Origin of the sequence: Pseudomonas sp. lyk4-R2A-8, assembly GCF_030209095.1 — a bacterium.
Lineage (GTDB): Bacteria > Pseudomonadota > Gammaproteobacteria > Pseudomonadales > Pseudomonadaceae > Aquipseudomonas > Aquipseudomonas quebecensis.
Map to the genome: position 1 here is coordinate 1 of NZ_JARVSS010000041.1, position 18386 is coordinate 18386.

General features: G+C 63.5%; 18 protein-coding genes. 7 read left to right on the top strand and 11 right to left on the bottom strand.

The annotated features are described in order from the left end of the window. Window positions 1-105: 105 nt before the first annotated feature. The 11 genes from QRN10_RS24895 to QRN10_RS24945 all read right to left on the bottom strand — a co-directional run bounded on the left by QRN10_RS24895 (window position 106) and on the right by QRN10_RS24945 (window position 10994). Window positions 106-1500, bottom strand: coding sequence for an FAD/NAD(P)-binding protein (locus QRN10_RS24895; RefSeq protein ID WP_285429366.1), 1395 nt, complete (start codon window positions 1498-1500; stop codon window positions 106-108). Window positions 1501-1512: 12 nt separating this feature from the next. Beyond that, window positions 1513-2280 carry an ABC transporter ATP-binding protein gene (locus tag QRN10_RS24900; RefSeq protein WP_285429367.1) on the bottom strand — a complete coding sequence of 256 codons (768 nt, stop codon included), beginning with the start codon at window positions 2278-2280 and terminating at the stop codon, window positions 1513-1515. A gap of 3 nt (window positions 2281-2283) precedes the next feature. Beyond that, on the bottom strand, window positions 2284-3624 hold the full coding sequence (locus QRN10_RS24905) for an ABC transporter substrate-binding protein (RefSeq protein ID WP_285429368.1): 1341 nt from the start codon (window positions 3622-3624) through the stop codon (window positions 2284-2286). Between the two features lie 20 nt (window positions 3625-3644). After that, window positions 3645-4694, bottom strand: a complete 1050-nt coding sequence (locus tag QRN10_RS24910) for a branched-chain amino acid ABC transporter permease (protein ID WP_266247724.1) — start codon at window positions 4692-4694, stop codon at window positions 3645-3647. Between the two features lie 4 nt (window positions 4695-4698). Next, window positions 4699-5580, bottom strand: a complete 882-nt coding sequence (locus QRN10_RS24915) for a branched-chain amino acid ABC transporter permease (protein WP_253508270.1) — start codon at window positions 5578-5580, stop codon at window positions 4699-4701. Next, window positions 5580-6350 (bottom strand): ABC transporter ATP-binding protein, encoded by a 771-nt coding sequence (locus QRN10_RS24920; protein WP_181080925.1) that lies wholly within the window; start codon window positions 6348-6350, stop codon window positions 5580-5582. The genes QRN10_RS24915 and QRN10_RS24920 overlap by 1 nt, the downstream gene beginning before the upstream one ends. Then, on the bottom strand, window positions 6347-7195 hold the full coding sequence (locus tag QRN10_RS24925; protein WP_285429369.1) for an AMP-binding protein: 849 nt from the start codon (window positions 7193-7195) through the stop codon (window positions 6347-6349). The genes QRN10_RS24920 and QRN10_RS24925 overlap by 4 nt, the downstream gene beginning before the upstream one ends. Window positions 7196-7307: 112 nt before the next feature. Then, complete coding sequence (locus QRN10_RS24930) at window positions 7308-8741, bottom strand: LLM class flavin-dependent oxidoreductase (RefSeq protein WP_285429370.1); 1434 nt, start codon at window positions 8739-8741, stop codon at window positions 7308-7310. Next, window positions 8741-9067 (bottom strand): acyl-CoA dehydrogenase, encoded by a 327-nt coding sequence (locus QRN10_RS24935; RefSeq protein WP_034098753.1) that lies wholly within the window; start codon window positions 9065-9067, stop codon window positions 8741-8743. The genes QRN10_RS24930 and QRN10_RS24935 overlap by 1 nt, the downstream gene beginning before the upstream one ends. Window positions 9068-9079: 12 nt before the next feature. Beyond that, window positions 9080-10276: an SfnB family sulfur acquisition oxidoreductase gene (locus QRN10_RS24940; protein ID WP_253508276.1), complete on the bottom strand. Its 1197-nt coding sequence runs from the start codon at window positions 10274-10276 to the stop codon at window positions 9080-9082. A gap of 154 nt (window positions 10277-10430) precedes the next feature. Next, on the bottom strand, window positions 10431-10994 hold the full coding sequence (locus QRN10_RS24945; RefSeq protein ID WP_181080929.1) for a helix-turn-helix domain-containing protein: 564 nt from the start codon (window positions 10992-10994) through the stop codon (window positions 10431-10433). 93 nt (window positions 10995-11087) lie between these two features. On the opposite strand from QRN10_RS24945, the gene QRN10_RS24950 reads away from it, so the two are divergent. The 7 genes from QRN10_RS24950 to QRN10_RS24980 all read left to right on the top strand — a co-directional run bounded on the left by QRN10_RS24950 (window position 11088) and on the right by QRN10_RS24980 (window position 18231). Further along, window positions 11088-12017 carry a DMT family transporter gene (locus QRN10_RS24950; RefSeq protein WP_266247715.1) on the top strand — a complete coding sequence of 310 codons (930 nt, stop codon included), beginning with the start codon at window positions 11088-11090 and terminating at the stop codon, window positions 12015-12017. 174 nt (window positions 12018-12191) lie between these two features. Beyond that, the gene (locus QRN10_RS24955) at window positions 12192-15113 is read left to right on the top strand and encodes a monovalent cation/H+ antiporter subunit A (RefSeq protein ID WP_266247713.1); all 2922 of its coding nucleotides are present in this window, start codon (window positions 12192-12194) and stop codon (window positions 15111-15113) included. After that, on the top strand, window positions 15113-15457 hold the full coding sequence (locus QRN10_RS24960) for a Na+/H+ antiporter subunit C (protein WP_181080932.1): 345 nt from the start codon (window positions 15113-15115) through the stop codon (window positions 15455-15457). The genes QRN10_RS24955 and QRN10_RS24960 overlap by 1 nt, the downstream gene beginning before the upstream one ends. Continuing rightward, window positions 15454-17136, top strand: a complete 1683-nt coding sequence (locus tag QRN10_RS24965; protein WP_285429371.1) for a monovalent cation/H+ antiporter subunit D — start codon at window positions 15454-15456, stop codon at window positions 17134-17136. Before QRN10_RS24960 ends, QRN10_RS24965 begins: the two co-directional genes overlap by 4 nt. Continuing rightward, complete coding sequence (locus tag QRN10_RS24970) at window positions 17133-17621, top strand: Na+/H+ antiporter subunit E (RefSeq protein WP_285429372.1); 489 nt, start codon at window positions 17133-17135, stop codon at window positions 17619-17621. Before QRN10_RS24965 ends, QRN10_RS24970 begins: the two co-directional genes overlap by 4 nt. Beyond that, window positions 17618-17896 carry a K+/H+ antiporter subunit F gene (locus QRN10_RS24975; RefSeq protein ID WP_003211751.1) on the top strand — a complete coding sequence of 93 codons (279 nt, stop codon included), beginning with the start codon at window positions 17618-17620 and terminating at the stop codon, window positions 17894-17896. The genes QRN10_RS24970 and QRN10_RS24975 overlap by 4 nt, the downstream gene beginning before the upstream one ends. Continuing rightward, window positions 17893-18231, top strand: a complete 339-nt coding sequence (locus QRN10_RS24980) for a Na+/H+ antiporter subunit G (protein ID WP_253508288.1) — start codon at window positions 17893-17895, stop codon at window positions 18229-18231. Before QRN10_RS24975 ends, QRN10_RS24980 begins: the two co-directional genes overlap by 4 nt. Window positions 18232-18386 lie beyond the last annotated feature (155 nt).

The following is an 18386-nucleotide window of genomic DNA, read 5'->3' on the forward strand; positions in this document are numbered from 1 at the left end:
GGCGGGACGCGGAGCGTCCCAGGCGGCATTCCCACGCAGAGCGTGGGGACGATCACCTATGGGTGGGCTTGCCCCCTCCCACACTAAGTCCTCTGTCAGCTTCTTTTAGACCTCTGCCAGCTTCGAGGCCAATGCTTTGGCTTGCAGCGCCACATCCGTTACCGCAGTACTCTCCCACCACATCCCGCGCAACGGCGGGCCCATGGCGAACAGTCGCGCGCTGACCTGGCTCTGGGCATCCAGCACTGCACCGGCCGTGTCCGCCGCGATCCCCAACGCCAACGGCCCAGGCTGGATCAGCCCGCGCTTGAGCAACTGCTGCGGCAACGGCCGGGCCACGCGGCGCCAGTCGTATTCGATGCCGCTGGAGTTGATCAGGGCCGCGCCCGACACCTGGGTCAGCGCTTGCTCACCGCGATAGCGCAAACGGATCGTCACGCCCTCACCCGCAGGCGCCAACCCCTTGAACGACGCCGCGCGAACGCGCAACCGCCCCTCCTCGTGCAACCGCGCCAGCAACTGCGCACTCAACGGCGGCGAGCGATGGTGATGGCTTTCCCACCACGGCCGCACATGCCGCACGAACTGGCGCTTTTCACGCTCACTGGCCTGGCTCCACAACCGGCCGATATGCACGCGCACCGTGTCCAGCGGCGCCTGCCAATCAATGCCCTGCGTCGTTGCAATCCGACATTGACGTCGTACTTCGCGAAGCAACTGCCGGGGGCTGCGCAGGCTGTGGTCTTCGCCGAGGAAATCCACCCAGCTCGGTGGCTGGCGGCGCACATGAGGCAGCAGGCCATGGCGCGAAAACACCTCGATGGGTCCACGATGGCCAGCCTGTTCCAGGGACACCACGGCATCGACCATGGTCAGCCCCGAGCCGATGATCAGCACCGTCGACTGCGGGTCAAGTTCAGTCATGGCGTGTACGTCCCAAGGGTCCAGCGCCGCCGCGTTCAAACCGCTCGACTCGGTTTGTGGCGTGCGCGCCGCCGGGAACATGCCGGTGGCCAATACCGCACAGGCGCCGCGTACTGGCTGGCCGTTATCGAGGGTCAGCAGGGTTGAATCCGCCTCCACTTGCACGTCGACCACTTCGGCCCTGACATGCTCCACCGTAGACGCCGAGCGTGCCTGTGCTTCCGCCAGCCGCTGCTGCGCATACACACCAAACAGCCCGCGCGGCGGAAAAAGTTCGCTGATCGGCACCGGCTGCTCGGCCGACTCCGGCCAACCGCCGGCTGCGATGTGATCGGTGAGCCACTGCGTGAGGTCGTCGGGGTTGTCCGGGTCGACGCTCATGCGCGCGGCGTTGCCGTTGAGGGTGTGGCCCAACTCGACCGCACTGTAGGCTTCGCCCCGGCCCAGTTCGGCACGCGGTTCGATCACCAGGATGCGGCGCCGGCCCGGCAGGCGCAGCAATTGCACGGCCAACATCGTGCCGCTCAGGCCGCCGCCGATGATCAGCACATCAGCGTTGCGGGTGGATTGCGTCATGCAGGTTCGCCCTTACTGTTTACCCAGGTAGATGTCATGCAGGTCGCCGCGCGCCAGCAGGTCAGCGGCGTTGCCGCTCAACGCCACGCGGCCAGTATCCAGCACATAGCCGTGGGCCGCATAGGTGAGCGCGACGTTGATGTTCTGCTCGGCGATCAGGAAGCTCACCTGCTGCTCGCGGTTGAGCTGCGCAATGATCTCGAAGATCTCCTGCACGATCATAGGCGCCAAACCCATGGACGGCTCGTCGAGCAGTACCAAAGTAGGACGGGTCATCAACGCTCGGCCGATGGCGACCATTTGCTGCTCGCCGCCGGAGGTCAGCCCGGCGCGGGTGTGGCGCTTGGTCTTGAGCCTTGGGAACCAGGTGTAGATGCGCTCCAGGTCCTGGGCCATGGCCTTGCGGCTCAAGCGCCGCACAAAGCCGCCGCTGCGCAGGTTGTCTTCCACCGTCAGTTGGCTGAACACATGGCGCCCCTCCAGCACGTGTACCATGCCTTGGCGCACACGCTGGCTCGGGTCGATACCGGCCAAATCCGCCCCGGCATATTCGATCACACCCCGGCTGACCTCGGCACGCTCGGCCCGCACCAGTCCGGAGATGGCCTTGAGGGTGGTGCTCTTGCCCGCGCCATTGGCGCCGAGCAACGCGACGATGGCGCCCTTGGGCACGCTCAGCGACACCCCGGCCACCGCCAGGATCGCGCCGTCGTAGACCACCTCGATATCGTTGACAGTCAACAGCGCCGGGCTAGCCGGCGCGCTGGCAGGTTGGTTCATGGCTTATTCATCCCCATTGCAGGTGCGTGGCGTCAGGCCTTTTTCCTTGGCGAACGCCGCGGATTTTTCATCGATCAACGGACGCAGCAGCGCGCGGTCGGCGGCGATCCAGTCGCTGATCAGCGTCCAGTTGGCGCCGTCCCACTGCTGCACACGCGCCGAGCCGCCGCCTTCGTGGTCGCGGCACGACAGCTTGAGGTTCTGCATCAGGCCCAGGTAGCCCATGTCCTTCAAGCGCGCATCATCGATATTCAGGTGCTCCAGGCCCCAGCGGCCTTCTTCACCGTTGAGCGGGCGCTTGCCGAACCTGGCCTGGGCGGTGCGAATCGCCTCGACGGCCACGGCGGCGTTCACCAGGCCGGAGTTGTAGTAGACGCTGCCGAAGTTCTTCAGGTCCTTGAGGTCGCTGTGGCCTTTATCGAGCACGTATTGCTTGAGGCGCTTGTGAATCTCGAAATCGGCCCCGGCCGGGTACGGCGTGAGCGCCAGGTAACCCTTGGCGGCGGCGCCGGCCGGTAACACGTCTTCGCTGGAACTGGCCCAGATATCGCCGATGATGTGGTCCACCGGGAAGCCGAAGCGCGCGGCGGTTTTCACCGCCACCGGCGTGGACACGCCCCAGGTGCGCAGGAACACCCAGTCCGGGTTGGCCTGGCGCACCTGGCGCCATTGGGCGGACTGTTCGTTGCCGGGGTCGGCCACCGGAATCTGGATGTTTTCAAAGCCGTATTTTTCCGCCAGCAGCTTCAGCGGGCCGAGGGTTTCGCGCCCGTAGGCCGAGTCGTGGTAGACCGTGGCGATTTTCTTACCCTTGAGTTTGTCGAAGCCGCCTTCGCGCTGGGCAATGTAGTTCACCAGGCTCGACGCCTCACTGTAAAAGGTCAGCATCACCGGGAAGTTGTACGGGAACACCGTGCCGTCGGTGGCTTCGGTGCGACCGTAGCCAAGGGTGATCAGCGGGATCTTGTCCACCTCTGCCCTTTCGCTGAGCGCATAGGCCGCCGGTGCGCCGTTAGGCTGGTACACCGCGACCGGCGCGCCATCCAGGCCGTTCTTGAAGCGCTCGTAGCACTCGATGCCCTTCTCCGCCGTCCATTCGGTCTCGCATTCCTGCCACACCAGCTTCACGCCGTTGATGCCGCCTTCGACCTCGTTGATATAGCGCAGGTAGTCAATCATCCCGGCCCACACCTGCACGCCGCTGGAGGCGTAGGCCCCCACGCGATAGGTCGCCAGGGGGAAGAATTGCTGCTCGGCCGACGCCACGGCCTGGGGCACGGCAGCGGCCAATGTCGCCAGCGCAAAGGCAGCGCCGGCCAGGGAACGTTTCAAGGATGCACGCATGGAGGTTCTCTTTAGAAGGGTTAGAAACGTAGCGGCCACTGCCGCAGCCAATCGCGAAGGTTGTGCAACAGGCGAATCAAACCCTCGGGTTCCTTGATCAGGAACACGATGATCAATACGCCAAAAATGATTTTCTGCAGGTTCTGCAACTGCCCCGCATCCACCGCACCGCCGAGCAGCGCCTGCCCGGCGTGGCTGAGGAAGATCGGCAGCAAGCTGATGAAGGCAGCGCCGACAAAATTGCCGGCGATACTGCCCATGCCGCCGATAATGATGATGAACAGGATCTGGAAGGAGCGATTGATATCGAAACTGCTGGCGCTGGCCGTGCCCAGGTAGGCAAAGGCCCACAATGCGCCGGCGATGCCCAGGTAGAACGAACTGACCGCAAACGCCAGGCGCTTATAGCGCGCTACTGGAATCCCGACCACGGCGGCGGCAGTGTCCATATCGCGGATCGCCATCCAGTTGCGGCCCACCTGGCTGCGCACCAGGTTGACGGCGGCCCACGTCAACAGCAGCACCGTGACCAGGGTCAGCCAGTAGCGGCCCAACGGCGTGTTGAGGTCATGACCCAACAGCGCCAGCCTCGGTGCCGATATGGTCCCGGACGAACCGTAGTTGTAAAACCAGGGGAATTTGACGAACAGCCACTCCAGGAAAAACTGCGCGGCCAACGTGGTGACCATCAGGTAGAAGCCTTTGATTCGCGAACTCGGCAAGCCAAACAGCAGCCCGACCAGGGCGCTGATGATCCCGCCGCCGAGCAACGCCACCGGCAGGCCCAGCTCAGGCAGGCGCAGCAGAAAACCATAGGTGGCGAAGGCGCCGACGGCCATGAACCCGGCGGCGCCGACCGAGGTTTGCCCGGTATAACCGGTGAGCAGATTCAGGCCCAGCCCGGCCAGTGAAAGCACCAGAAATGGAATCAGGATCGCATTGAGCCAATAGTCATTGCCCCACAGCGGCACCACGATAAACGCCAACGTCAGCAGGCCGAGCAGGCTCCAGGGCACACGTCGCTGGATCAGCAGCAACGGTGCGGTGTGTTCAGCAACAGGAATCGACATGGTTTCAGACTCGCTCGATGGCGCGCTCGCCGAACAGGCCGGCGGGGCGCATATACAGGAAGGCCAGGGCCAGTACATAGGCGAACCAGGGCGTGATGCCGCCGCCGATCAGCGGGCCGATATACACCTCGGCAAGGTTCTCCGCCGCGCCAACGATCAGCCCGCCGGCAATCGCCCCGCCAATCGAGGTAAAGCCGCCGATGATCAACACCGGCAGCGCCTTGAGCACCACCAGCGACAGCGAGAACTGCACGCCCTGACGCGCGCCCCACAGCAGCCCGGCCACCAGCCCGACGACGCCCGCCACCGCCCAGACGATCTGCCAGATACGGTTGAGGTGGATACCGATGGACAGCGCCGCCGTGGTGTCATCCGCCACCGCACGCAGCGACACGCCGATGCGGGTCTTGTTGAACAGCAGCGCCAGCACCGTTACCAGCACCACGGCCACGACGGCGGCGATCAGGTCGAACTGGCTGAGCATCAGCGGGCCGACAAACAGCGGCACATCATCGATGCCCAGGTCCAGCGCGCGTACCTGAGACCCCATCAAGCCCTGAGCCAGGCCTTCGATGATGAACGACAGGCCCAGCGTGGCCATGAACAGGGTGATTTGCGAACGGTTCACCAACGGCCGCAAAACCAACCGTTCGATAAGCAACGCGCCGACAATCATCACGATGACCGTCAGCAGTAACGCCAGGGCAAAGGGCACGCCCTGGTCATGCAGGCTGACAAAGGTCAGCGCGGCAAACAGCAGCATCGCGCCCTGGGCGAAATTGAACACGCCGCTGGCCTTGTAGATCAGCACGAAGCCGATGGCGACCAGGGAATACAGGGTACCGGCGAGCAGGCCGCCGAGCAGGGTTTCAAAGAAGAAGGTCATCAGTGTGCGACTCCCAGGTAGGCCGCGATTACGTCGGGGTTCGCCTGGACTTCGGCGGGGGTGCCGTCGCCGACCTTGCGCCCGTAGTCGAGCACCACCACATGGTCGGACAGGCCCATGACCACGCCGATGTCGTGTTCGATCAACACCACCGTGGTGCCGAGGTCGCGGTTCACATCGGCGACGAAGCGCGCCATGTCCTGTTTTTCCTCGGCGTTCATGCCGGCCATGGGCTCGTCGAGCAACAACAGGCTCGGCCCGGCGATCAAGGCGCGGCCCAATTCCACGCGCTTTTGCAGGCCGTAGGACAGGTTGCCCACCAGCACATCGCGGTGGGCCTGCAACTCAAGAAATTCGAGGATGCTTTGGCCACGCTGGCGAAACGCCTCGGCTTCGCGTCGCGCACGCGGCAAGCCGAGGGCCTGCTCGATCAACGTGCTGCGCATATGCCGCGACAAACCCGTGAGGATGTTGTCGAGCACGCTCATTTTTTTGAACAAGGCGTTGTTCTGAAAGGTGCGACCGATACCTCGGCGCGCCGCGCCCAACGGGTCGATGCGCTGAAAATGCTGGTCTTCAAAAACGATCTCTCCGGCATCGTAGCGATACACACCGTTGAGCACGTTGAGCAGCGAGCTTTTGCCGGCACCGTTGGGGCCGATCAACGCGCAGATCTCGCCGCGCTGCACCTCGAATGACAGCCCATTGATCGCCTTGACGCCTTTGAACGACAGCGAGATGTCCCGCACCTGGAGGATGGCCTGGCTCATGCGCTTTTCCGTTTGAATTCGGCCAGCCAGGTCGGCTCGGCGTTGGATTTGACGGGCTGCCAGATGGAAGTCAGACGCTGAAAGCCCAATAACCTGCGGACGCGGTTTTTCAGAAACCGACGCAGGCCGCTGCGCGGATCGGCGATGGCCCACTCGCACAGGCGTCGGCGCCAGGTGCCGTGGGGCGCGAGGCGGGTTTCGATCTCGTCGGCCACCTGCTGCAGGCGCGCCGGCGATAACAGCAGGCCGGTGGGCGCGACTTCGCTGCGATCACGCCGCGCCGACGCCGGACTCTCCGGGAAGGCCAGGCCGTGGCCGCTGTGCAGCCATTGCTCCAGAACCACCGCCAGGCCGCCTTGCCAGTGGGTGCCCTCTTCACTCCACAACGCGGTTTCGGCTGTGGAATTCCACCAACGCTGCACATGTTGCGCCGGGTCAACCGGGCCGAGCAGTTGGGCAAAATCCAACCGCTGGGTAAACGCCCAATCGGGCTGGCGACCTTGAACGTAGACGTGGCTGGGATGAATACGCCATAGCTGTTGTTCCAAGGTCTGGGGTTCCAGGTTGTCGGCCAGCGTCAGCACCTGCGCGCCGACGGACTGGGCCGCCAACGCCAGCAACAGCAGGTTCGGCTCAAAAACGCCGCTGAGTGCCAACCGTGACTGCTCGCTCAAACCTTGCTGGCGCAAACCATCGGCCAGGCGTTCTACATCGCGCAGGGTGTCGATCCAGCGCCACGCGTGCCACAGTCCCTGACGCTTGTGGCGCAGGGCAATGTGCAACGGCGTGAGTTGTGCCCAGTGACGCAGGTGTTCCAGGAGAGCCTTGGGTTCGTGCACGCTCATAGGGGGTTGCTCCTATTGGGGGGTATGCGTGCGGTGGTCCGCTGGCTTGAGTATTTGTATCAACACAGGACAACTGTGGGAGAGGGGCTTGCCCCCGATAGCGTTGGGTCAGTTACGAGTGCTCTAACTGGCCCACCGCTATCGGGGGCAAGCCCCCTCCCACATTGGTTTTTTGTATCCCAGATAAATTGCGGTAGCTCGCGCCCGGATGGTTCGAGCCCAACCTTGCACCGTCACCAAACAACTTCTCGCGCAACGTACCCTGGGCGTATTCGGTCTTGTACACGCCACGCTTCTGCAGCTCCGGCACCAGCCACTCGACGGCGTCGATAAAGGTTTCGTGGGTCAACGCATAGGCCAGGTTGAAGCCGTCCACGTCGGTCTCCTCTACCCATTCCTGCAACAGGTCAGCCACGGTCTGCGGGCCACCGACGAACAGCGGGCCAAAGCCGCCGATACCGACCCAGTCGGCCAGTTCATTGGGCGTCCAGACCTTGTTCGGATCGGCCGTGGAGAAGGCTTCCACCGCCGACTGGATCGCATTGGTGTGCACGTGTTTGAGCGGCTCATCCGGTTTGAACTGGCTGAAATCGATGCCCGTCCAGCCGGAGATCAGCGCCATCGCGCCTTCATAGCTGACGTAGGATTTGTACTCGTCAAACTTGGCCTTGGCCTTGGCATCGGTCTCATCGACGATCACCGTCTGCAAGTTGAAGATCAGGATTTTCTTCGGATCACGCCCGGCCTCAGCGGCACGACGGCGAATATCAGCGACGGTCTTTTTCAGCAGCACCTTGGACGGCGCCGCGACGAACACGCACTCGGCCTGCTCGGCGGCAAACTGCTTGCCACGGCTGGAAGCACCGGCCTGGTAGAGCACCGGCGTGCGCTGCGGCGACGGCTCGCACAGGTGAATACCGGGCACCTGGAAGTGCTTGCCGATGTGGCGGATCTCATGGATTTTGCTCGGATCGCTGAAAACCCGGCGCTCGCGGTCGCGCAGTACCGCGCCCTCTTCCCAACTGCCCTCCCAGAGCTTGTAGCAAACCTCGAGGTATTCCTCGGCATAGTCGTAGCGCGCGTCGTGTTCAGTCTGGGCTTTCTGGCCGAGGTTCTTGGCGCCGCTTTCCAGGTAGGACGTGACGATGTTCCAGCCGATACGGCCCTTGGTCAGGTGATCGAGGGTCGAAAGCCGGCGCGCGAACGGATACGGGTGTTCGAACGACAGCGATGCCGTCAGGCCGAACCCCAGGTGTTCGGTGACCATCGCCATGGGGGCGATCAGCGACAACGGATCGTTGACCGGCACCTGGGTGGCCTGGCGAATCGCCGCGTCGCCATTGCCGTTGTACACGTCGTAGATGCCCAGCACGTCGGCGATGAACAGCCCGTCGAACTTGCCCCGCTCCAGGATTTTTGCCAGGTCGGTCCAGTACGCCAAGTCCTTGTACTGCCACGACCGGTCGCGCGGGTGCGCCCACAGGCCGGGGGATTGGTGGCCGACGCAATTCATGTCGAAGGCATTCAGGCGGATTTCACGGGCCATCAGTGCACTCCGTTGAGGTGATAGTTGCCGACTGCGTGGTAGGTGTGGCGCAGCGGGTTATCCAGGCTTGACGGCAGCGCACTGCGTTGGCCGGTCAATTCGAATTCGGTGTTGCTGGCGGCAATCAGCGCTTCGGCCGCAGCAATCTGCGCTTCGGCGCGGGCGACCGGACTGGGATGGGTCTCGGCCCGTTCGAGCAAGGCGGCGGCCACGTCGACGCGGATCTGCAGATCGCCAAAGCGGCTGATCACGTAGGGGTCATCGCTGCGTTCGACATGTCGACGGGTGCTGTCCAGCAGTTGGCGCGCAAGGGTCAGTGTGGTCATGGGTCAGGTCTCTCAGTTCCAGGCGTGGCGTGCAGGCTTCACGCCGTTGAGCACGAAATTGCCGATCAAGTGGTATTTCCAGCGGGCCGGGTCGTGCAGGGTGTGGGTGCGGGCATTGCGCCAGAACCGGTCGAGGTTGTACTTGCCCGTCACCGAGCGCGTACCGGCCAGTTCGAACAGTTTGCTGCTGGCGAGCAACGCGGTTTCCGCCGACAGCACTTTGGCCTGGGCCACCACCAGCGAAGCGTGAGCGACGCTGTCTTCATTCGGTTCGGCCAGGGCCCGGTCCACGGCCAGGCCGGCCTTGGCGAGAATGGCTTCGGTGCCGTGCACGCGCCACGCCAGGTCACCGATGGCGGCAATCGTGAAAGGGTCTTGCCAGCCGTGATCCTGCTGGCTGTCGATCCAGGGCCGCGCCTGACGTGCGTGGAGCTTGGCCTGCTCCAAAGCGCCTACGGCAATGCCGGTGTCGACAGCGGCCTGGATGATCTGCGAAATCGGGCCATTGGCCGTGGGTCGGTCGAACGCCAGGTGTGCGGGTATCACCGCGCTCAGGGGCACCGTTACGCCATCGAGGGTCACCCCGCCGCTGGCTGTGGTGCGCTGGCCGAAGCCGTCCCAGCTGTCGATCACACTCAGCCCTGGGGCGTCGCGCTCGACGAAGGCAATCAACGCCTGGCCATGCTCGTTATTGCCAACGGTGGGCACCAGGTGGGCGAACAGCGCGCCGGTGCAGTAGAACTTTTCACCGTTGATCTGCGCACTGTCGCCTTCGATGCGGATTTGCGTGTCGAAGATGCCGGCGTTCTTGCTCCTGGCCTCGGAGAACGCATTGCCGAAACGATAACCTTCGAGGACCTTGCCGAAGTAATAGCGCTTTTGTTCTTCGCTGGCGGTGTGCAGCAGCAGGTCCACCACACCGAGGTGGTTCTGCGGGATCTGGCCCAGGGACGGGTCGGCGGCCGAGATCAACTTGATCACCTCGGCTACCGTGACATAGGACACTTCGGCGCCACCGTAGGCTTTGGGCACCGTGATGCCCCATAGGCCGCTGGCGGAAAACTCGTCGAGTTCGGCCACCGGCAAGCGACGTTCACGATCGCGCTCACTGGCGCCAACGGCAAAGCGTTCGGCCAAGCGCGTAGCTACCTCGATGGCTTCGGCATCCGAGCGGATGATATGGGCAGGGTGTTGAGGGTGGGCTGACATGGGCCGACTCCAGGCTCCGAGGGAATGCCAGGAGGATTGCAGGAGTCGTGCCTGAATTTAATCGTCAATAAATTCAGCGGGTTGCGGGTTTATCAATGCCATATAGCGCGGTTCAAACCAGCAAAGTGTGCATCCACTGTTGCCAGGCAAACAGTTAGATGACCACGTTGCGTACAAAGCGCACGGCCACATCGCCGTCGTTGCGGTAGCCATGGGCAAGGCGGCTGGCGAACATAAAGAACTCACCGGCGGCCACGGGCTTTTGCTCGTCGCCCACCAGCAGGGTCAGGCAACCTTCGAACACAAACAGCTGCACGCTCCAGCCCTCCGGGTCGGGGTCCGGGCTGTAGCAATCACCTGGCTCCAGGCGCATCTCCCACAACTCGACTTCACGGCGGGCGGTGGCTTTGGCCAGCAGCACCGCCTTGCTGCCGGGAATCTCGCCGGCCCATGCCAGCTCGTTGATGCGACTGTGGTCGGGCGCATCGGGCGCCTGGATCAAGTCGCTGAACGCCACATCCAGTGCTTCGGCGACGCGGTCGAGGGTGGACAGGCTGACGTTCTTCTCGCCGGCTTCGATGGCCACCAGCATGCGCCGGCTGACCCCGGACTTTTCTGAAAGCGCAGTCTGGCTGAGGTCGGCGGCGTGGCGCAGGCGACGAACGTTCTGGCTGACGTGTTGCAGGACCGAAGCCCGCTGCGGATTTTCTTTGTGCACTATATTGCTCAATGGGTGGGTGTGCGCAGTATACTGCCCAGCGTGCGGCGCATTGTGCGGTCCGTGCCTTTCCTATGCAAGACCAGAGCCGCCATGACCTCCTCGAACTCCCCGTCGCGTTTCCATCGTTTCAGCAAAGCCGAGTGCATCCTGGTGTTTATCACCATGATCTGGGGCGGCACCTTCTTGTTGGTGCAGCACGCCATGAGCGTCAGCGGGCCGATGTTTTTCGTGGGCCTGCGTTTTGCGGCGGCGGCGCTCGTGGTGGGGTTCTTTTCCCTGCGCACCCTGCGCGACCTGAACGTGTTCGAATTGAAGGCCGGGGTGTTTATCGGCGTGGCCATCATGTTCGGCTACGGCCTGCAAACCATCGGCCTGCAAACCATCCTCAGCAGCCAGTCGGCATTTATCACCGCGTTGTATGTGCCGTTCGTGCCGTTGCTGCAATGGCTGGTGCTGGGCCGTCGACCGGGCCTGATGCCAAGCCTGGGTATCATGCTGGCGTTTGCCGGGTTGATGCTGTTGACCGGCCCGGCGGGTGCATCGCTGAATTTCAGCGCCGGAGAGATCGCGACGTTGATCGGCGCCATCGCAATTGCCGCCGAAATCATCCTGATCAGTGCGTTCGCCGGGCAGGTGGATGTGCGCCGCGTCACCGTGGTGCAATTGGCCACGGCGTCGCTGTTGTCATTCCTGATGGTGGTGCCGATGGGCGAGGCGCTGCCGGGGTTTTCATGGTTGCTGCTGTTCAGCGCGGTGGGCCTGGGCCTGACCAGTGCGGTCATCCAGGTGGCGATGAACTGGGCGCAGCAGAGCGTTTCGCCGACCCGGGCCACGTTGATCTATGCGGGCGAACCGGTGTGGGCCGGCGTGGTCGGGCGGATCGCCGGCGAGCGCTTCCCGCCGATAGCGATGCTGGGGGCGGCGTTGATTGTGCTGGCGGTGATTGTGAGTGAAATGAAAAGGAACAGCTCGAACGTTGTCGACGCTAAGGCCGAAGTTGAACCGGAAAATCAGGGTTGATGGTTTAAGCTATCAGCCACAAGCCGTAGAAAATACGCGGCCGGCTGTTCTCTTGCAGCTTGCCGCTTGTAGCTGCCTTCTACTGCCTCTGTAGGATCCTGCCACATCTTGCCGTTTGGTGATCATGAAAGCGGCACGTATGATGCATCCCAAACTCCCGCAGATTAGAAGCCTATGTCCTTGATAGTTCTACTGCTTCTGCCGTTCATCGGCAGCTGTCTGGCGGCCCTGCTGCCGCACAACGCGCGCAATACCGAATCCCTGCTGGCCGGCCTGGTGGCGCTGATCGGCAGCGTTCGAGTCGCCCTGCTCTACCCCCAGATCGCCCACGGTGGCGTGATCCATGAAGAATTCATGTGGTTGCCCAGCCTCGGGCTGAATTTCGTGCTGCGCATGGATGGCTTCGCCTGGCTGTTCTCGATGCTGGTGTTGGGCATCGGCACATTGGTGTCGCTGTATGCCCGCTACTACATGTCGCCGGACGACCCGGTGCCGCGCTTCTTCGCGTTTTTCCTGGCGTTCATGGGCGCCATGCTGGGCCTGGTAATCTCCGGCAACTTGATCCAGATCGTGTTTTTCTGGGAACTGACCAGCCTGTTCTCGTTCCTGTTGATCGGCTACTGGCACCACCGCGCCGATGCGCGACGCGGCGCTTATATGGCGCTGATGGTCACCGGCGCGGGCGGTCTGTGCCTGCTGGCGGGCGTGATGCTGCTGGGGCATATCGTCGGCAGCTATGACCTGGACCAGGTGCTGGCGGCGGGCGAGCAGATTCGCGCGCATGCGCTGTACCCGGTGATGCTCGCCCTGGTGCTGATCGGCGCCTTGAGCAAAAGCGCGCAGTTCCCGTTCCACTTCTGGCTGCCCCACGCGATGGCGGCGCCGACACCGGTTTCCGCTTACCTGCATTCGGCAACGATGGTGAAGGCCGGCGTGTTCCTGCTGGCCCGTCTGTGGCCGTCGCTGTCCGGCAGCGAAGAATGGTTCTGGATCGTCGGCGGTGCCGGCGCCCTCACCCTCCTCCTCGGCGCTTACTGCGCCATGTTTCAAAACGACCTCAAGGGCCTGCTGGCCTACTCCACCATCAGCCACCTTGGGCTGATCACCCTGCTGCTGGGGCTCAACAGCCCGCTGGCCGCCGTGGCCGCAGTGTTCCATATCCTCAATCACGCCACCTTCAAGGCCTCGCTGTTCATGGCCGCCGGCATCATTGACCACGAAAGCGGCACCCGTGATATCCGCAAGCTCAGTGGCCTGGTGCGTCTGATTCCGTTCACCGCGACCCTGGCGATGGTGGCCAGCGCGTCCATGGCCGGCGTGCCGTTGCTCAATGGGTTCCTGTCCAAAGAGATGTTCTTCGCCGAAACGGTGTTTATCTCAGCGACCCGATGGGTGGAATTCACCTTGCCGGTCATCGCCACCATCGCCGGCACGTTCAGTGTGGCCTATGCGCTGCGCTTTACCGTGGATGTGTTCTTCGGCCCGCCGCCCGTCGACCTGCCCCATATCCCGCACGAACCACCGCGCTGGATGCGCGCGCCGGTGGAATTGCTGGTGTTTACCTGCCTGCTGGTGGGGATCTTTCCGGCCCAGGTGGTCGGTTCGATCCTCGCCGCCGCCGCATTGCCGGTGGTCGGCGGCGTGCTGCCCGAGTACAGCCTGGCGATCTGGCACGGCTGGAACGCGCCGATGATCATGAGCCTGGTGGCCATGTCCGGCGGTGTGGTGCTGTACCTGATGCTGCGCAAGCAGCTCAAGCGCGGTCGTTTCAAGTACCCGCCGGTTATCAGTTATTTCAACGGCAAGCGCGGCTTCGAGCGCAGCCTGGTGATGATGATGCGCGGCGTGCGCAAGGTCGAAAAACGCATCAGCACCAAGCGCCTGCAACCGCAGTTGTTCCTATTGGTCCTGGTGGCGCTGATCGGCGGCCTGATCCCCATGCTTAACAGCGGCCTTAGCTGGGGCGACCGCCCGAAAATCCCCGGCTCCGTGGTGTTTGTAACCCTGTGGGTGCTGGCGATCGCCTGTGCCCTGGGCGCCGCCTGGCAAGCCAAGTACCACCGGCTCGCCGCCCTGACCATGGTCAGCGTGTGCGGCCTGATGACTTGCATTACCTTCGTGTGGTTCTCGGCGCCCGACCTGGCGCTGACCCAATTGGTGGTGGAAGTGGTGACCACCGTGCTGATTCTCCTGGGCCTGCGCTGGCTGCCACGGCGGATCGAAGAGGTCTCGCCGCTGCCCAACACCTTGCGTCGAGCCAGGGTCCGCCGGGTCCGCGACTTTCTGCTGTCGAGCGTGGTGGGCGGCGGCATGGCGTTGCTGTCCTACGCAATGCTGACCCGCCAGACCCCCAACGATATCTCCTCGTTCTACCTCAGCCGCGCCCTGCCCGAAGGCGGCGGCAGCAATGTGGTGAACGTGATGCTGGTCGACTTCCGAGGCTTCGATACCCTCGGCGAAATCACCGTGCTCGGCGCCGTGGCGCTGACGGTCTACGCCCTGCTGCGGCGTTTCCGCCCGTCCAAGGAAAGCATGGAGCTGCCGCCGCAACAGCGGCAGTTGGCGCCGGACGTGGCCACCGACCTGGTCAACCCGCGCCAGGCCAGCGACACCGCCCTGGGCTTTATGATGGTGCCGGCGGTGCTGGTGCGCCTGCTGCTGCCGATCGCCCTGGTCGTGTCGTTCTACCTGTTCATGCGCGGCCACAACCAACCGGGAGGCGGTTTTGTCGCGGGCCTGGTGATGTCGGTGGCGTTTATCCTGCAATACATGGTCGCCGGAACCCAGTGGGTCGAGGCGCAGATGAGCCTGCGGCCGATGCGCTGGATGGGCTTCGGCCTCTTCGCGGCCACCCTTACCGGGCTGGGTGCGCTGTTCTTCGGCTACCCGTTCCTCACCACTCACACTTTGCACCTGAGCGTGCCGGTGCTGGGCGATATCCATATCGCCAGCGCGTTGTTCTTCGATGTGGGTGTGTACGCCATGGTGGTCGGCTCGACCCTGTTGATGCTCACCGCCCTCGGACACCAGTCGGTGCGCGCGCATAAACCGAGCAACCAGCCCAAAGTAGTCGTCACAACCGAAGGAGCCGCCTGATGGAAGAAGTCATCGCAATGGCCATTGGGGTCCTGGCGGCCTCGGGCGTGTGGTTGATCCTGCGCCCACGGACTTTCCAGGTGGTGATGGGCCTGTGCCTGCTGTCCTATGGGGTCAACCTGTTCATTTTCAGCATGGGCAGCCTGTTTATCGGCAAGGAGCCGATCATCAAGGACGGCGTGCCGCAGGACCTGCTGCACTACACCGATCCGCTGCCGCAGGCCCTGGTGCTGACCGCCATCGTGATCAGCTTCGCCATGACCGCGCTGTTTCTGGTGGTGCTGCTGGCGTCGCGGGGCCTGACCGGCACCGACCATGTGGACGGCCGGGAGCCCAAGGAATGACGTGGGTGAACCAACTGATCGTCGCGCCGATCCTGCTGCCGCTGCTGACCGCCGCCCTGATGCTGATGCTCAGCGAGAAACGTCGGCCGCTCAAGGCGCGTATCAACCTGTTCTCCAGCGTGCTCGGCCTCGCCACGGCGATCCTGCTGCTGTACTGGACGCAGCAAGGCGGCCCCGGCTCGATCGGCGTCTACCTGCCGGGCAACTGGCAAGTGCCGTTCGGCATTGTGCTGGTGGTGGATCAGCTCTCGGCGCTGATGCTGGTGCTCACCGGGATCATCGGCGTCAGTGCGCTGCTGTTCGCCATGGCCCGCTGGGACCGCGCCGGTACGAGTTTCCATGCGCTGTTCCAGATCCAGATGATGGGCCTGTACGGCGCATTCCTCACCGCTGACCTGTTCAATTTGTTCGTATTCTTCGAGGTGCTGCTGGCGGCATCCTACGGTTTGATGCTGCACGGCTCCGGCCGCGCGCGGGTGTCGTCGGGGCTGCATTACATCGCGATCAACCTGCTGGCGTCGTCGCTGTTCCTGATTGGCGCGGCGATGATCTACGGCGTCACCGGCACGCTGAATTTCGCTGACCTGGCGCTGAAAATCCCACTGGTGCCCGAAGCCGATCGCGGCCTGCTGCACGCTGGCGCGGCGATCCTCGCCACCGCGTTCCTGGCCAAGGCCGGCATGTGGCCGCTGAACTTCTGGCTGGCCCCCGCCTACTCCTCGGCCAGTGCGCCGGTGGCGGCGATGTTCGCGATCATGACCAAGGTCGGCGTGTACACCGTGCTGCGCCTGTGGACCCTGCTGTTCTCCGGCCAGGCCGGCGCGTCGGCGTTGTTCGGCGGCGACTGGCTGGTGTACGGCGGCATGGCCACGATCGTCTGCGCGGCGCTGGCGATGGTGGCGGCGCAGCGGCTGGAGCGCATGGCGAGCCTGAGCATCCTGGTCTCGGCGGGGATCCTGTTGTCGGCGGTGGGCTTTGCCCAACCGAGCCTGACCGCCGGCGCGTTGTTCTATCTGGTCAGCTCCACCTTGGCGCTGAGTGCGCTGTTCCTGCTGGCGGAATTGATCGAGCGTTCGCGCTCGGCCAACGACCTGCCGCTGGATGAGGAAATCGATGCGCTGCCCAAAGCCATGGAATCCCTGCACCCACGGCCCGGCGTAAACCTGGACGATGAGCAGAAGGCCGTGATCGGCCAAGTGATTCCCTGGACCATGGCCTTCCTCGGCTTGAGCTTTGTGGCCTGCGCGCTGCTGATCATCGGCATGCCGCCGCTGTCCGGGTTTATCGGCAAGCTCAGTTTGTTGAGTGCGCTGGTTAACCCTTTGGGCCTGGGCGTCGGTGTTGATGAACCGATCCGCCCGGCGGCCTGGGGCCTGGTGGCTTTACTGATCCTGTCCGGCCTGGCTTCGCTGATCGCCTTCGCGCGGCTGGGTATCCAGCGCTTCTGGACCCCGGAAGAACGCCCATCGCCCTTGCTGCGCCGCGACGAGTGCGTGCCGATCTTCTTCCTGCTGGGCCTGAGCATCCTGCTGACCTTCAAGGCCGAGCCGCTGATGCGCTACACCCAGGCCACCGCCCAAAGCCTGAACAATCCGGAGAACTACGTCATGGCGGTGATGGCGACCCGCCCGGTGCCAAGCCCCGAAGCCAAGACCGCCGCGCTGGAGGTGCAACCATGAAGCGCCTGTTCCCTGCCCCGTGGTTGTCACTGGCATTGTGGGTGTTGTGGCTGGTGCTCAACCTCTCGGTCAGCCCCGGCAACCTGTTGCTGGGCGCAGCGCTGGGCCTTCTTGCCCCCCTGCTGATGGCACCGCTGCGCCCACTGCCGATCCGCATCCGCCGCCCCGGTGTGATCATTCGCCTGTTCTTTCTGGTCGGCCGCGACGTGATCGTGTCCAACCTGCAAGTTGCCTGGGGTGTGCTGGTCTGCGGCTCACGCCCGCCGCGTTCGCGCTTTATCAAGATCCCCCTGGACCTGCGCGACGCCAACGGCCTGGCGGCGTTGTCGATGATCACTACCGTGGTGCCCGGCACCATCTGGTCGGAACTGGCGCTGGACCGCAGCATCCTGCTGTTGCACGTATTTGACCTGGAGGATGAAGCGTCCTTCATCGAACATTTCAAAAGCGCCTACGAACGGCCCCTGATGGAGATCTTCGAATGAGCGCCCTGCTCTCCAATGCAATCCTGTTCAGCCTGTTCCTGTTCTCGCTGGCCATGGTGCTGACCCTGGTGCGCCTGTTCAAAGGCCCGTCGGCTCAGGACCGGGTACTGGCGCTGGACTACCTGTACATCCTGGCGATGCTGATGATGCTGGTGTTGGGCATTCGTTATGCCAGTGACACCTACTTTGAAGCGGCGTTGCTGATCGCGCTGTTCGGCTTCGTTGGCTCGTTTGCCCTGGCTAAATTCCTGCTGCGTGGGGAGGTGATTGAATGATGCCGTTATGGATGGAAGTCGTCGTCGCGGTGCTGCTGGTATTGAGCAGCGTGTTTGCGTTGATTGGAGCGCTTGGCTTGTTGCGCATGAAGGATTTCTTCCAACGCATGCACCCGCCGGCACTGGCCTCCACGCTGGGTGCGTGGTGCGTGGCGTTGGCGTCGATCATCTATTTTTCGGTGCTCAAATCGGGGCCGGTGCTGCATGGCTGGTTGATCCCGATTCTGCTGTCGATCACCGTGCCGGTCACCACGTTGCTGCTGGCCCGCACCGCGTTGTTCCGCAAGCGCATGGCTGGTGATGATGTGCCGGCCGAGGTCAGCAGCCGTCGCTGAGCGCTGAGGCGAACACGGTAAAAAATGTGGATGGGGAGCTTGCCCCCGATTGCGGTCGGTCAGTTAAAGACGTGATCGCTCCCACGCTCTGCGTGGGAGCGCTGCCTGGGACGCTCCGCGTCCCGCCAGCGACACGAGTCTCAGGTCCTGCGCAC

Coding starts and splice junctions, on each gene's coding strand:
- QRN10_RS24915 (WP_253508270.1), bottom strand. CDS start 5,580: ATGACCTTCTTCTTTGAAACCCTGCTCGGCGGCCTGCTCGCCGGTACC.
- QRN10_RS24920 (WP_181080925.1), bottom strand. CDS start 6,350: ATGAGCCAGGCCATCCTCCAGGTGCGGGACATCTCGCTGTCGTTCAAA.
- QRN10_RS24905 (WP_285429368.1), bottom strand. CDS start 3,624: ATGCGTGCATCCTTGAAACGTTCCCTGGCCGGCGCTGCCTTTGCGCTG.
- QRN10_RS24935 (WP_034098753.1), bottom strand. CDS start 9,067: ATGACCACACTGACCCTTGCGCGCCAACTGCTGGACAGCACCCGTCGA.
- QRN10_RS24900 (WP_285429367.1), bottom strand. CDS start 2,280: ATGAACCAACCTGCCAGCGCGCCGGCTAGCCCGGCGCTGTTGACTGTC.
- QRN10_RS24940 (WP_253508276.1), bottom strand. CDS start 10,276: ATGTCAGCCCACCCTCAACACCCTGCCCATATCATCCGCTCGGATGCC.
- QRN10_RS24965 (WP_285429371.1), top strand. CDS start 15,454: ATGACGTGGGTGAACCAACTGATCGTCGCGCCGATCCTGCTGCCGCTG.
- QRN10_RS24975 (WP_003211751.1), top strand. CDS start 17,618: ATGAGCGCCCTGCTCTCCAATGCAATCCTGTTCAGCCTGTTCCTGTTC.
- QRN10_RS24950 (WP_266247715.1), top strand. CDS start 11,088: ATGACCTCCTCGAACTCCCCGTCGCGTTTCCATCGTTTCAGCAAAGCC.
- QRN10_RS24960 (WP_181080932.1), top strand. CDS start 15,113: ATGGAAGAAGTCATCGCAATGGCCATTGGGGTCCTGGCGGCCTCGGGC.
- QRN10_RS24930 (WP_285429370.1), bottom strand. CDS start 8,741: ATGGCCCGTGAAATCCGCCTGAATGCCTTCGACATGAATTGCGTCGGC.
- QRN10_RS24980 (WP_253508288.1), top strand. CDS start 17,893: ATGATGCCGTTATGGATGGAAGTCGTCGTCGCGGTGCTGCTGGTATTG.
- QRN10_RS24955 (WP_266247713.1), top strand. CDS start 12,192: ATGTCCTTGATAGTTCTACTGCTTCTGCCGTTCATCGGCAGCTGTCTG.
- QRN10_RS24925 (WP_285429369.1), bottom strand. CDS start 7,195: ATGAGCGTGCACGAACCCAAGGCTCTCCTGGAACACCTGCGTCACTGG.
- QRN10_RS24895 (WP_285429366.1), bottom strand. CDS start 1,500: ATGACGCAATCCACCCGCAACGCTGATGTGCTGATCATCGGCGGCGGC.
- QRN10_RS24910 (WP_266247724.1), bottom strand. CDS start 4,694: ATGTCGATTCCTGTTGCTGAACACACCGCACCGTTGCTGCTGATCCAG.
- QRN10_RS24970 (WP_285429372.1), top strand. CDS start 17,133: ATGAAGCGCCTGTTCCCTGCCCCGTGGTTGTCACTGGCATTGTGGGTG.